The sequence below is a fragment of the Yersinia vastinensis genome (assembly GCF_902726565.1).
Classification (GTDB): Bacteria; Pseudomonadota; Gammaproteobacteria; order Enterobacterales; family Enterobacteriaceae; genus Yersinia; species Yersinia vastinensis.
The window spans coordinates 249,307-263,436 of sequence record NZ_CACVAF010000006.1; the positions used below are offsets into that span (position 1 = coordinate 249,307).

Below are 14,130 nucleotides of genomic sequence, written 5' to 3' on the forward strand. Positions count from 1 at the left end.
TTTCATTAAATTCAACGGGATGTGGCGTTCGTTAAAAAATATTTGAAAATTGTTTAAAAATTATATCATCTTTGCCCCACGTCATTCAGCCCCCAATTTTGTAAGTGTTAGTGGCTGTGGTTGGGTCATTTATTTTGTGTCGGATGATACATAGTCCGCCAGCGACCAAGGCTGTTGTTCTGCCTCGGGATAATCTAGCTGACGGGTAAATTCATGCACCAATATCGGCTGGATATCAGCAACAGTGGTACCTATTTTCAATGCGCTGACCTGAGTCATCTGCATACCGGCATAGCCACAGGGATTAATGCGCTGGAAGGGTTCCAGATCCATCGCAATGTTTAATGCCAGACCATGAAATGAACATCCCCGACGGATGCGCAATCCAAGCGAGCATATCTTCTGCTGGCCGACATAGACACCAGGCGCATCCGGACGAGCTTGCGACTCAATACCCAAATGGGCAAGCGTTTGTATCACGGTATTCTCAATGGCGGTGACTAACTGCCGCACACCCAATTTGGCGCGTTTGAGATCAATCATGATGTACATGACTTGCTGGCCGGGGCCATGGTAGGTGACTTGCCCACCGCGGTCACTTTGGATAACCGGTATATCACCGGGCATTAATACGTGTTCGGCTTTTCCGGCCTGACCCTGAGTAAAGACTTTCTGATGTTCAACCAGCCAGATTTCATCCGCGCTGGCAGCAGTGCGAAACTCAGTGAAGTTATGCATGGCTTGAGATACGGGGGCATAGGGTTGTAACCCGAGCTGGCGTAAAATGATCTTGTGTTGTTGCAAGCGAGGCATCATCTGGTTACAGAAATGGTGGCGTCAGTATACCAGCCCAGCAGTGTGGGGCCACTATTTTGACATTTTAAAAATCAGTTTGATATTTTAAACACAAATCTACCGCTTAATTCGCAGGGATAACGATATTGTTTAAAAGGAAAAAGACAAAAATAAGGCCCAGAGAGCGTTGCTGTCCAGGCCATTATATGAGGCGGTGTTGAATTGATGGGATATTTTGTCAGCAGGCCAAATGGGCTAAATTACAGCACCATCCGCACTAATTCCAGATTGCCCAATTCTTCATACAGCGTTTCCACTTGATCAATATGAGTTGCTGTGATGGTGATGGAAACAGAGTGATAGTTGCCTTTGCTGCTCGGTTTTACCTGCGGGGTATAATCGCCCGGAGCATGGCGCTGTACCACTTCAACCACCTGGTTAACCAGCTGAGGTTCAGCAATGCCCATTACCTTGTAGGTAAAAGAACAAGGGAACTCAAGCAGTTCGTTCAGTTTAGTTTTCATGTGCGCTCCTGGGTTGTCGCCGGACCAGATTAGGATTAAAGCATCCGACTCTAAAATTATAACTCCCGCCAGAGCGGGAGTTTCATATTATTTTTAATATGGGGCTGGCTTGCTGATTTTCAAGTATTCCCATCATCTTTCAAGTGAGTTGTACTCTTGAAATCTATAGGGTGAAATCAGAGGACTAACCGAACCAGCGGTGGAACATCAGCTTGATGTAGTCAACCATGCGGCTAAAGATGCCGCCTTCTTTCACTTCGTTCATCACCACTAATGGGCGTTGATCGATGGTTTTGCCATCCAACTGGAAGTTAATTGTTCCGACAACCTGATTCTTCGCCAGAGGGGCATGAATTTCAGGTGTATTGAGTACATAGCTGGCTTTCAGGTCTTTCATTCGGCCACGAGGGATAGTCAGGTAAACGTCTTTATCCACCCCTAACTGCACACGATCACTGTCGCCGAACCAGACCGGCTCAGAGGCAAATTCTTTACCCACTTTCAGCGGTGCAACAGTTTCAAAGAAACGGAAACCCCAAGTCAGCAGTTTTTTGCTTTCAGTTTCACGGCCTTTAAAGGTATGACCCCCCAGTACGGCTGAAATCAAACGCATTTGCCCATCAGTTGCTGATGCCACCAAATTGTAGCCCGCAGCTTCGGTGTGGCCAGTTTTAATGCCATCAACGTTTAAGCTAGTATCCCACAGTAAACCATTGCGGTTGGTCTGGCGGATATTGTTGAACGTAAATTCTTTCTCTTTATAAATGGCATATTCATCGGGCACATCACGAATGAGTGCCTGACCAATCAGCGCCATATCACGGGCAGAACTGAACTGGCCGTCAGCATCTAAACCGTGAACCGTTTTGAAATGCGTGTTTTTCAGGCCTAAAGCGTTAACGTAGTTGTTCATCAGATTAACGAATGAATCTTGGCTACCCGCCACGTAGTCGGCCATCGCAACACAAGCATCATTACCTGACTGCAGGTTGATGCCGCGGGTCAGCTTAGACACGGGCACACGGTCGCCGGGCTTTAGGAACATCAACGAGGAACCTTTGAACTCAGGATTGCCGGTCGCCCATGCATCTTTGCCCACGGTAACCATGTCTTCCGGCCCGATTTTACCTGCTTTGATGGCCTGGCCAATAACATAGCTGGTCATCATTTTAGTCAGACTGGCTGGGTTGCGACGCGTATCTGCGTTCATTTCAGCCAAAACTTTACCGGAGTTGTAATCAATCAGAATGTAGGCTTCCGCATCGATTTGTGGAACGCCGGGGATCATGGTTTTCAGATTGACGTCATCAGCGTTTGCAGCAGACGCTGCGCTCATAACAATAACAGTGCCGAGCGCCAGGCTCTTGATAATGCGAGAAGTAGTTACATATTTCATGATCAGGACAACAACATCCGTGGGAGTAAGTTAAGAACATGCCACACTATAACATACCCTTCTTCATTGATATTGCAGGGCGCAGCTTTCACCTCCCCGCAGCATCAATAAATTTGGATATACACCCATGTGGCGTTTATGCATTTTTACCGGCAGATTTCTCTACGCGGTTATGATTATGTTTTCAACCGTAACATTCTGTTTGTACAGAGAGTTACGGTTATTTCTACCAGACCGACCTTAAATTGCTACAAGGTATGTCTATACCTTGGAACATCATTTATGGCGCCGCGACGACAAATGATTGCTGTTGTGCTTCACTCGACAGGCGTTGTTGAAGCGCCACAGCTTGCTGGCGAGTACTGAACGGCCCAAGCTGGACACGATGTACGCTACCATTGGTCGCAACCTTCCCCGGCACACCAAAACGCTGACTCAAACTCTGTTGCCAGGTCTGTGCGCGCTGTGCATCACTCAATGCCCCCACTTGCACCACATACCCATAGCTGCCAGATGTTGCTGTGGCTGCTGATGGGGTGGTCGCCGCTGATGAGGTCACAGGGCCTGGATTAGCAACGACTGGTGGCCTGACGGGTTCAGAATTCACTGTGGGAGTGGCGCTACTCAGCGCCGGTTCTGAACTTTCCAGCACCCCAGCCGGTACCGGTGTTGAGGCGCGTAGGAAACCGCTACTTTGTGGGGCAACGGGTTGTGTGGCATCAGCACCTGACAAATTGCTGTTATCGATCGGACGCACTGGCGCACTCACTTCCGGAGCATCTTGCTGAATAGGGGTTCCCATGCCACCGGAGGTCAGATCCGGGCGGCTAGGTAACGCATAACTTTGCTTGGCAATAGTCGTGCCGACCATGCCGGGACCAGATAATGAACCATCGGGTGCCACATTGATAAAATCAATTTTTACCTTGGTATTATTTGAGATATTTAAACGGTCGGCAGCGGCTTTGGACAAATCAATGACCCGGCCCGGAGTATAAGGGCCACGGTCATTTACGCGGACGACAATTTGGCGGCCATTGCTGACGTTAGTGACGCGCACATAGCTTGGAATAGGCAGGGTTGGGTGGGCAGCGGTCAGCGCATTGGGATCAAAAATTTCGCCAGTCGCGGTGGAATTGCCATTCGCTTCTTCACCATACCAAGCAGCCAAGCCAATTTGAGTGAAGTTTTGTGGATCTTTGACGATGGTGTATGACTGACCATTCGCTTTGTAATCCTGATTAAAATTAGGATTAAAAGGCTCGTAGCGGGGTTCCGCACCACCAATTTCTTCAACTGGGCCATTGTATGTCTGCTGCACTTGTTGCTGCGGTGCCGGGGGCTGACTGGTACATGCTGATAGCAGCACGCCTGCGATGCCTGCCCAAAGCCATTCCTTACGCATTGCTCACCTCTATAAATTCTTAGATAACATTTTTCGATGAGTATGTATCGACATCACGATACCAAACCCGGCCATCAGGACTATCAGCGCCGAGCCTCCGTAGCTGACCAAAGGCAAAGGTACGCCAACTACAGGTAAAATTCCACTGACCATACCTATGTTAACAAACACATATACAAAGAGTATCAGCATTAATCCGCCGACCATCACCCGGCCAAAGGTCGTCTGCGCATGGGCAGCAATCACCAAACCACGCATGATAAGACAGAGATAAAGTGCCAGCAGCACCAGTACACCAATTAACCCCAACTCTTCTGCCAGTACAGCAAAGATAAAGTCAGTATGACGCTCTGGCAAAAATTCCAACTGTGATTGTGTTCCGTGCAACCAGCCTTTACCTGATAACCCACCCGAACCGATGGCTATTTTCGACTGAATAATATGATAACCGGCCCCAAGTGGATCACTCTCTGGATCCAGCAGCATCATTACACGATCCCGTTGGTAGCCGTGCATCAGGAAGAACCAGAGAATAGGAATAAATCCAGCAACGAGCACAGCAGCAATGGCAATTAAACGCCAACTCATACCTGAAAGGAATAATACAAACAGACCAGAAGCGGCAATCAGGATAGAGGTGCCAAGATCGGGTTGAGCCGCAACCAGTAAGGTAGGCATAAAGATTAAAATCAGCGCAATACCCGTATTTTTCAATGAGGGCGGACAGACATCACGGTTCATAAAGCGTGCGACCATCAGCGGAACTGCAATTTTAGCAATCTCAGAGGGCTGGAAACGAATAAAACCCAGATCTAACCAGCGTTGTGCCCCTTTACTTATTTGCCCAAATGCATCAACCAACACCAGTAAGATTACGCACACAAAATAGAGATAAGGCGCCCAGCTTTCATAGACGCGAGGCGGTATCTGCGCCATCACCAGCATAACAACTAGGCCCATGGCAATTTGGCCAACCTTGCGCTCCATCATACCTATGTCTTGCCCACTGGCACTCCACATGACAAAAGCGCTATAAGCCAGCAGAGCCAGTACGCAAATCAGAAACGGCAGGTCGATGTGCATTTTGTACCACAACGAACCCTTTTGTTGATTATCAGTCATGAGTTACCTTAATCCGCTTCAACTAGTCGGCTTCGACGCCCGGAGGCAGGGGGGTGGCATCCGGCAATTCAGTATTGTTATCGCCCAACAAAATGTGGTCGAGAATTTGGCGGGTAATCGTCCCCACCGCTGGCCCTGCACCGCCGTTTTCTAAAATCATGGCGACTGAGACGGTCGGGTTTTCGTAAGGTGCAAACGCGACCATCAACTTATGGTCACGCAAATGTTCCGCCACTTTATGGGCATTATAGGTCTCGTAGCTGTAAACCTGCGCGGTACCCGATTTAGCTGCCGCCTTATAGGGAGTCCCCTCAAAGAATTTACGACCAGTTCCGTTTGGACGGTTGGCTACACCATACATGCCATCTTTAGCAATTTCCCAGTAACCCGAATGGATATCCCCTATCTGGGTTGTATCTTCTTGTTTATAAGGGACTAATGCGCCATCAATGCGCGTGCTTTGCAGCAAATGAGGTGTTTTAACGGCCCCATCATTAATTAGTGTCATCAACGCTTTTGCCATCTGGATAGGCGTTGCCGTCCAATATCCCTGACCGATACCCACTGGGATTGTATCCCCTTGATACCAAGGTTTTTTATGGCGCTTTTGTTTCCATTCACGGGTTGGCATGAGACCCGCCCGCTCTTCGGATAAATCGATACCAGTATATTCACCGTAACCAAACTTGCTCATCCATGAGGATAAGCGGTCAATCCCCATATCATAGGCTACTTGGTAGAAGAAGGTATCGGCAGATTCTTCTAGCGCCTTGGTGACATTCAACCGGCCATGGCCCCACTTTTTCCAGTCACGGAAACGCTTTTCGGAGCCTGGCAATTGCCACCAACCGGGATCAAACAAGCTGGTGTTTTTATTGATCACGCCAGCACTGAGCGCAGAAACGGCAATATAAGGTTTTACCGTCGAAGCAGGAGGGTAAACACCTTGAGTAGCGCGGTTAATCAGTGGGCGATTTGGGTCGTTCAATAACCCCTGATAATCTTTGTTAGATATGCCATCAACGAACAGGTTCGGGTCATAACTTGGGTTTGACACCAAGGCTAATATTCCGCCGGTGCGCGGATCCGTAACCACCACTGCGGCGCGGCTGCCACTGAGAAGTTGCTCGATATAAGTTTGCAAATGCAAATCAAGTGTCAGGTAAATATCTTTACCGGCCTGAGGTGGTTGCTCATGCAATTGGCGAATGACTCGGCCACGGTTGTTGACTTCAACTTCTTCATAACCGGTTTTGCCGTGTAAGACAGATTCATAATAGCGCTCAATACCCAGCTTGCCGATATCGTGAGTGGCAGCATAGTTAGCCAAGATACCTTCTTTATCCAACCGCTCCACATCTTTATCGTTAATTTTGGAGACGTAGCCGATAACATGGGTTAGTGCAGAGCCATAGGGGTAGAAGCGGCGTTGATAACCTTTGACTTCAATGCCGGGGAAGCGGAATTGATTTACGGCAAAACGGGCGACTTGCACCTCGGTGAGCGGTGTTTTTACCGCAATAGAGGTGAAGCGGCGTGAGCGTTTACGCTCTTTTTCAAAATTGGCGATATCCTCATCCGTCAAATCGACTATCGGGCGCAGTGCATTGAGGGTCGCAGAAAGGTTTTCGATTTTTTCGGGCATCAGCTCTAGCTGATAGATAGTTCGGTTCATCGCCAGAGGGGTGCCGTTGCGGTCAAAAATCATGCCACGGCTAGGGGCGATTGGTACCAGTTTAATGCGGTTTTCATTGGAACGGGTGCGATAGTCTTCGAAACGGACTATCTGCAAATTGTACATGTTTGCGACCAATATCCCGCTTAACAGCAGGATACCGAGGAAAGCCACAAGGGCACGGCGGACAAACAGGGCCGATTCAGCCGAATAGTCGCGAAAAGGGTTAGGTTCTTTTTTCATCCCGCAGCTTACTTCATTCTATTCAGGGTCATCATGTTACTCAAATTCATCGCCCGCTTATTCCCGATGATAAGGGTGATTGGTCGTAATGCTCCAGGCACGGTAAAGGCTTTCAGCCACTAAAACGCGCACTAAAGGGTGTGGTAGCGTCAACGGAGAGAGCGACCAGCTCTGCTCTGCTGCAGCTTTACAGGCCGGGGCTAACCCCTCCGGCCCGCCAATCAACAGGCTGACATCACGGCCATCCTGCTTCCAGCGCTCTAATTGTTGAGCTAACTGCGGAGTCTCCCAAGGTGTACCTGGGATATCCAGTGTGACAATGCGGTTGTTCTTACCAACCGCTGCTAGCATTAGTTCGCCTTCTTTTTCCAAAATACGTTTGATATCCGCATTTTTGCCCCTTTTCCCTGCGGGTATTTCTACCAGCTCAAAGGGCATATCTTTGGGAAAGCGGCGCAGGTAATCCATAAAACCTGTCTGCACCCAGTCTGGCATTTTGGTACCGACGGCTACCAGTTGCAGTTTCACCGCTTAGCTCCAGAGTTTTTCCAGTTCATACATACGGCGGCTTTCTTCTTGCATAACATGCACAATTACTTCACCCAAATCGACAACGATCCAGTCAGATACACCCTGACCTTCGATACCCAAAGGTATCATGCCTGCCTTGCGGGATTCCTGAACCAGATTATCAGCCAATGCCATAACATGGCGAGTGGAGGTCCCGGTACAGATGATCATGCAATCAGTGATGCTGGATTTACCCTGAACATCAATAGCAACGATGTCTTGGCCTTTTAAATCATCGAGTTTGTCGATAACAAACTCTTGGAGTGCTTTACCTTGCAAAGGTTCCCCCTCAGGTGGTTTCTGTCCATAACGCTCTCAGGTACTGTCTCACGGGAAAACCCGTCGAGAGTGACCGGCAGTGAACGGTTATGATTGATTTATCGGCAGGATGCCGCTGAAAGCCAACTGTTTTATGTTATTTCACAGGGGTTTTCAGCGAATACCTGAAATTTAGCGGCGGAGTATAACATGGGTCAATGCGTCGCGATATAAACCCTCAGCCTCGATATAAACCTTGTAACTCAATATATCGCTGGACAGCTCGCGGCAGCAGATCATCACAGCTCTCACCTTGATGACGCCGATGGCGAATATCGGTAGCAGAAATATCCAATAAAGGCGTATTTGCCAGATAGATAGCCCCATGTGATCGTGTGCTCAACACCTGTGGATCAAAGACCTGATGGGCTTCAAGCCAGTGCTGCAATTCTACTGTGTCCAATGTTTGTGAATAACCGGGGCGGGCGCACACCAACAGATGGCACATATCCAATAGCGATTCCCAACGATGCCATTTATGCAGTGACAATAATGAGTCCTGCCCAATGATAAATGCCAAAGGCTGTTCAGCACCACGTTCTTTACGCAGTGATTCCAGTGTATCGATAGTGAATGATGGGCTATCGCGTAATAACTCGCGTGAATCGACGCTGAACAATGGGTTGCCTGTCACTGCCAGTTCGACCATCTTCAGCCGTTGTTGTGCATTGGCCTCGGGTTGAGGGCGATGGGGCGGGACATTATTGGGCAATAAAATAATGCGTTGTAAACCAACTTCCTGAGCCAATGCTTCAACCGGCTTTAAATGACCATAATGGATGGGGTCAAATGTACCGCCGAACAGGGCATGAAGGGCGCGAGTCGGGGAGTTATTGGGCATCAAAAAAGCTCTCGGGTAATGTTTTTCCACAGATCAGCATAGATAGCGTTTCTAACTCAGGCCAGATTGATTGGCCGTAATCCTGCTTAAGGCGGACTTCCATCTGTGCCAACAAATGAACGGCTTGTTGTAGTTGCCGCATAGAAAGACGTTGTAGCGCCTGAGCCATCATTGGGCGGCGATTCTGCCAGACTTTGAATTGGTCAAATAATGTGCGCAGTGGCACCTGTTCCATCCGGCGTTTGAGCGTTAATAACTGCAATAATTCACGTTGCAGGGTACGCAGCAAAATAACTGGTTCGCTGTCTTCCTGTTGTAATTGTTGCAGAATATGCCAAGCGCGTTTGCTTTTCCCTGCTAATAAAGCATCAAGCCAGTGATAAGGTGTGAAATGCGCAGCATCGTTGACGGCTTGTTCAACTTTGGGCAATGTCAGCTTACCGTCAGGATAAAGCAGTGATAGCCGCTCCAGTGCCTGCGATAACGCCAGCAGATTACCTTCGTAGCAATAGCACAGCAGTTGAATGGCCGCGTCATCAACGTCCAAATTAAGACTTTTGGCACGTGCACTGACCCAGCGGGGGAGTTGAGCTTGTTCGGGTGTTTGGCAACTGACAAAGACACCGTTCTTGCTAAGAGCTTTAAACCAGACGCTGTTTTCTTGTGCTTTGGTCAGTTTGTTTGCCCGTAGTATCAGTAAGATATCAGGGTGTAGTAGGCTCGATAATTTGACTAATTGCTCATTCATCGGTGCCGTCAAGCCACTTTCAGGGAAGCTCAATAGCAGTGTCTGGCGGCTGGCAAATAGGCTCAGAGCCTGACATAGACTAAAGATGTTGTCCCATTCAGTGTGGGCATCCAGTGCAAAACTGAAGTGTTCGCTGAAATCATGCTGAGCCGCGATTCGACGAATGTGATCCTGACTTTCCTGTAGTAATAGAGGTTCATTACCGCACAACAAATAGCAAGCGCGCAGCCCTTCATGGAGCTGCGCGACAAGTTGTTCAGGATAAATACGAATCATTTGGCTGAGGTACTGACTGCAGGTTTGCCAATGTTGATTTCTTTGACATCGGCCGTTTTAGCACTACCTGTAGTGACAGCCGTACTCCCTTCTTCCTGTGCGTTTTTGACTTCCGCAGCATGTACTGTCAGGAGTTGACGAACTAACTGTTGAGCTGCTTGATCACGCATTTCCTGACGGAGAACATCGGCTTCTGCCGTTTTCGCAAGTGCGGTTAACGGGTTATCGAAGAAGCTACGGAAGACATTAACCCGCAGTGGATAAATATCATGTCCAGGAATTAATACCTGAGCATTTACATGCAGCACCAACTGATATTCAGCCGTAACACCGTTTTGGAAGATTGACACAGTGGTCTTATTTTCAGTAGAGCCGAGAATCCGTAGCGCTGGTAAATCTTTACGCATTGGGTCATCAACAATGGTGACGTTGCTTAAGCGTAGCTGTTGGCGCACCGCACGGGTTAGTGGACCGTAGGGGTCACCACTTTCCAGCAACAGTTTTTGCAGTTCAGGTGGCACCTGAGTGGTGCCCCGCAAATTAAAGCCACAGCCAGCGGTGACCAGCACCGCTAACCCCAGCAACAGCGTCAGAATACGATGTCGCACAACTCCTCCTCGTCTTAACCCACTACCAGGTTAAGCAGTTTGCCAGGGACATAGATTACTTTACGCACGGTAACCCCATCTAGGTATTTAGCCACCAGGTGCTCTTGAGCAGCACGTTCACGCACTTGTTGCTCAGTGGCATCGGCTGGCACAGTAATTCGTCCACGCACTTTACCATTAACCTGTACGACCACTAATTTAGAGTCTTCGATCATCGCTTGCTCATCAGCCACTGGCCATGGGGCGGTATCGATATCACCTTCGCCACCCAGTGCTTGCCACAAGCTGAAGCACACATGAGGGGTGAATGGATAAAGCATACGAACCACTGCCAGTAATGCTTCTTGCAGCAGAGCACGGTCTTGCTCGGTTTCCTGTGGCGCGCGACCCAGTTTATTCATCAACTCCATCACTGCAGCGATAGCGGTGTTGAAGGTTTGACGGCGGCCCACGTCATCAGTGACTTTGGCGATTGTTTTGTGTAGATCACGACGTAAGGATTTCTGCTCTTCCGTTAGGCTGGCAATATCCAGTGGTGCGGTAGCTCCTTTTGCGGTGTGATCAAAGGCCAGACGCCAAACACGTTTCAGGAAGCGGTTAGCTCCTTCAACGCCAGACTCCTGCCATTCCAAGGTCATTTCTGCGGGAGAGGCAAACATCATAAAGAGACGTACGGTATCGGCACCGTATTTTTCTACCATGACTTGCGGGTCGATACCGTTATTTTTCGATTTCGACATTTTGCTCATACCAGCGTAAACCAGTTCATGGCCTTCGGCATCACTGGCCTTAACAATACGGCCTTTCTCATCACGCTCTACAATGGCGTCAACCGGTGAAACCCAGATACGTTCACCGTTAGGGCCGGTGTAGTAGAAGGCATCAGCTAGCACCATCCCCTGACACAGCAGGCGTTTAGCCGGCTCATCAGAATCAACCAAACCAGCATCACGCAGCAGTTTGTGGAAGAAACGGAAATACATCAGGTGCATGATGGCATGCTCAATCCCCCCCACATACTGATCGACTGGCAGCCAGTAGTTTGCTGCGGCTGGATCCAGCATGCCTTCGTCAAATTGTGGGCAGGTGTAGCGTGCGTAATACCAAGACGATTCCATAAAGGTATCGAAAGTATCTGTTTCACGCAGGCCCGGGATCCCGTTAACGGTAGTTTTAGCCCACTCAGGATCAGCCTTAATCGGGCTAGAAATACCGTCCATCACCACATCTTCAGGCAGAATAACGGGCAATTGATCTTCTGGTGTTGGGACGACAGTACCATCTTCCAGTGTCACCATTGGAATTGGCGCACCCCAGTAACGTTGACGAGACACACCCCAGTCACGCAGACGGTAATTCACTTTCCGCTGACCAACACCCAGAGCAACCAACTTATCGGCAATGGCATTAAAGGCATCTTCATAATTCAGACCATCAAACTCGCCAGAGTTAAACAATGTGCCTTTCTCGGTCATTGCCTCCTGACTCAAATCTGGCTCACTGCCATCAGCCGCTAAAATAACGGGCTTAATTGGTAGGTTATATTTGGATGCAAATTCATAGTCGCGAGCATCGTGGCCAGGAACCGCCATCACCGCGCCAGTACCGTAATCCATCAAGACGAAGTTCGCCGCCCAAATTGGTAATTTCTCACCACTCAAAGGGTGGATGGCATACAGACCGGTTGCCATGCCTTTTTTCTCCATGGTGGCCATTTCAGCTTCGGCAACCTTGGTATTACGGCATTCAGCAACAAAATCAGCTAACGCTGGATTAGTGGCTGCCGCTTGCAATGACAGAGGATGACTCGCAGCAACCGCAACGTAAGTCACGCCCATAAAGGTATCTGGACGGGTGGTATAGACTGAGAGTTTATCGTCGCTATCAGCGACATTGAAAACGATATCAACCCCTTCAGAGCGGCCAATCCAGTTACGCTGCATCGTCTTCACTTGCTCCGGCCAGCTTTCAAGCGTGTCCAGATCGTTTAACAATTGGTCAGCGTAATCAGTGATTTTGATAAACCACTGTGGAATTTCTTTGCGTTCAACCGGCGTGTCACAGCGCCAGCAACAGCCCTCGATCACTTGTTCGTTAGCTAATACGGTTTGATCGTGCGGGCACCAGTTAACTGCGGAGGTCTTTTTGTAGACCATGCCTTTTTCATACAGCTTGGTGAAGAACCACTGTTCCCAACGATAGTAATCTGGTTTACAGGTGGCAATCTCGCGATCCCAGTCGTAGCCGAAGCCCAGTAGTTTCAACTGGTTCTTCATGTATTCGATGTTGTCGTAAGTCCAAGGCGCTGGCGCGGTATTGTTTTTTACCGCAGCACCTTCAGCAGGCAAGCCAAATGCATCCCAACCGATTGGCTGTAATACGTTTTTGCCCAGCATACGCTGGTAACGGGAGATAACATCACCAATGGTATAGTTACGAACGTGCCCCATATGTAGGCGCCCTGAAGGGTACGGCAGCATAGATAGGCAGTAATATTTTTCTTTGCTGGTGTCTTCAGTGACTTTAAAAGTTTGCTTCTCTTGCCAGTGAAGCTGTACTTGCGTTTCGATATCTTCTGGGCGGTATTGCTCTTGCATGGCGGCCGGTGGTCCTATAGTGAAAAACAGCTACGCCTGTAGCATCATCTGTTTCATATCATAAAGAGAGATCCGCATAGCATAGCTGATAAGCGGCAGCCGCAACAACACTCTGCGTCTTGTGGAGGGCTTTTTCTGCGCAGTGGATGGCAGAAATAACTAAAGTGGGGGAGGAACAACCTAATGATGACGTGACTTCAGTCATTTACGACTAAAATAATTAACGTTAGCTTTAATATCATAGGCAATAGAATCTGCATGAAGACTTCCCGATAACAGCAACGAGGTAACAAAAATCAGCCGAAAGAAGTCGATTGCCCCTATTTTCTTTGTCACAACTTTTGCTTTATCACAACCGTGGATCGAGGAGATTGTATGAACAAGGTCGCTCAATATTATCGTGAGTTAGTGTCATCACTGACGGAACGCTTGAAAAATGGTGAACGTGATATCGATAAGCTAGTGGACAGCGCCGAACAGCGGTTGAATGCTGTAGAAGACTTAACTCGGCATGAAGTTGAGCAAATCATTCAGGCAGTACGCCGTGATTTGGAAGAGTTTGCTCGCAGTTATGAAGAAAGCAAAGATGAGTTCACCGACAGTGTATTTATGCGAGTTATCAAAGAGAGTTTGTGGCAAGAACTGGCTGATATTACGGATAAAACACAGTTAGAGTGGCGCGAGGTGTTTAAAGATGTCAGCCATCATGGGGTTTATCACAGCGGTGAGGTGGTTGGATTGGGGAATCTAGTGTGTGAAAAATGCCATTACCATTTGGCTTTCTATACCCCAGAGGTGCTGCCTTTGTGCCCTAAATGTGGGCATGACCAGTTTAATCGTCGGCCATTCCAGCCTTAAAATCAGTTTGGGATAAAGAGAGACACTCCGTGCGTGCGGAGTGTCATGAGCTTGCAATCATTGACCACAGTCATGCGTTGAGTGCATGTGCCACGGGTTTCCATACCGACCCTGTGTTCAATGCTGTTGAATACGTTCGATATTTTCCTCCCCG

13 protein-coding genes are annotated in these 14,130 nt (G+C 48.6%); 1 reads left to right on the plus strand and 12 read right to left on the minus strand.

Features of this window, described 5'->3' with window-relative positions:
- Nucleotides 1-129: 129 nt before the first annotated feature.
- From lipB to leuS, 12 genes are all read right to left on the minus strand, one after another.
- A complete protein-coding gene (gene lipB, locus HUZ92_RS11355; RefSeq protein WP_072086587.1) occupies nucleotides 130-816 on the minus strand; it encodes a lipoyl(octanoyl) transferase LipB in 687 nt (228 codons plus the stop codon).
- A gap of 239 nt (nucleotides 817-1,055) precedes the next feature.
- The gene (gene ybeD / locus HUZ92_RS11360; RefSeq protein ID WP_032818005.1) at nucleotides 1,056-1,319 is read right to left on the minus strand and encodes a DUF493 family protein YbeD; all 264 of its coding nucleotides are present in this window, start codon (nucleotides 1,317-1,319) and stop codon (nucleotides 1,056-1,058) included.
- Nucleotides 1,320-1,503: 184 nt separating this feature from the next.
- On the minus strand, nucleotides 1,504-2,715 hold the full coding sequence (gene dacA, locus HUZ92_RS11365) for a D-alanyl-D-alanine carboxypeptidase DacA (protein WP_050098967.1): 1,212 nt from the start codon (nucleotides 2,713-2,715) through the stop codon (nucleotides 1,504-1,506).
- 280 nt (nucleotides 2,716-2,995) lie between these two features.
- A complete protein-coding gene (gene rlpA, locus HUZ92_RS11370; RefSeq protein ID WP_145579598.1) occupies nucleotides 2,996-4,120 on the minus strand; it encodes an endolytic peptidoglycan transglycosylase RlpA in 1,125 nt (374 codons plus the stop codon).
- A gap of 9 nt (nucleotides 4,121-4,129) precedes the next feature.
- Complete coding sequence (gene mrdB, locus HUZ92_RS11375) at nucleotides 4,130-5,242, minus strand: peptidoglycan glycosyltransferase MrdB (protein ID WP_050098963.1); 1,113 nt, start codon at nucleotides 5,240-5,242, stop codon at nucleotides 4,130-4,132.
- Between the two features lie 22 nt (nucleotides 5,243-5,264).
- Complete coding sequence (gene mrdA / locus HUZ92_RS11380) at nucleotides 5,265-7,160, minus strand: peptidoglycan DD-transpeptidase MrdA (RefSeq protein ID WP_050098961.1); 1,896 nt, start codon at nucleotides 7,158-7,160, stop codon at nucleotides 5,265-5,267.
- Nucleotides 7,161-7,217: 57 nt separating this feature from the next.
- Complete coding sequence (gene rlmH, locus HUZ92_RS11385; protein ID WP_050098959.1) at nucleotides 7,218-7,688, minus strand: 23S rRNA (pseudouridine(1915)-N(3))-methyltransferase RlmH; 471 nt, start codon at nucleotides 7,686-7,688, stop codon at nucleotides 7,218-7,220.
- Nucleotides 7,689-7,691: 3 nt separating this feature from the next.
- Nucleotides 7,692-8,009 carry a ribosome silencing factor gene (gene rsfS, locus HUZ92_RS11390; RefSeq protein WP_050098957.1) on the minus strand — a complete coding sequence of 106 codons (318 nt, stop codon included), beginning with the start codon at nucleotides 8,007-8,009 and terminating at the stop codon, nucleotides 7,692-7,694.
- A gap of 217 nt (nucleotides 8,010-8,226) precedes the next feature.
- Nucleotides 8,227-8,889 (minus strand): nicotinate-nucleotide adenylyltransferase, encoded by a 663-nt coding sequence (gene nadD, locus HUZ92_RS11395; RefSeq protein WP_050098954.1) that lies wholly within the window; start codon nucleotides 8,887-8,889, stop codon nucleotides 8,227-8,229.
- Nucleotides 8,879-9,913, minus strand: coding sequence for a DNA polymerase III subunit delta (holA, locus tag HUZ92_RS11400; RefSeq protein WP_145579599.1), 1,035 nt, complete (start codon nucleotides 9,911-9,913; stop codon nucleotides 8,879-8,881). The genes nadD and holA overlap by 11 nt, the downstream gene beginning before the upstream one ends.
- Nucleotides 9,910-10,521: an LPS assembly lipoprotein LptE gene (gene lptE / locus HUZ92_RS11405; protein WP_050098951.1), complete on the minus strand. Its 612-nt coding sequence runs from the start codon at nucleotides 10,519-10,521 to the stop codon at nucleotides 9,910-9,912. The genes holA and lptE overlap by 4 nt, the downstream gene beginning before the upstream one ends.
- Nucleotides 10,522-10,535: 14 nt before the next feature.
- Entirely contained in the window at nucleotides 10,536-13,118 is a 2,583-nt protein-coding gene (leuS, locus tag HUZ92_RS11410; protein ID WP_050098949.1) for a leucine--tRNA ligase, read from the minus strand.
- A 375-nt stretch (nucleotides 13,119-13,493) separates the two neighbouring features.
- Between leuS and HUZ92_RS11415 the strand changes: the two genes are divergently transcribed.
- Entirely contained in the window at nucleotides 13,494-13,976 is a 483-nt protein-coding gene (locus HUZ92_RS11415; RefSeq protein ID WP_145579600.1) for a zinc ribbon-containing protein, read from the plus strand.
- The last annotated feature ends 154 nt before the right edge of the window (nucleotides 13,977-14,130 follow it).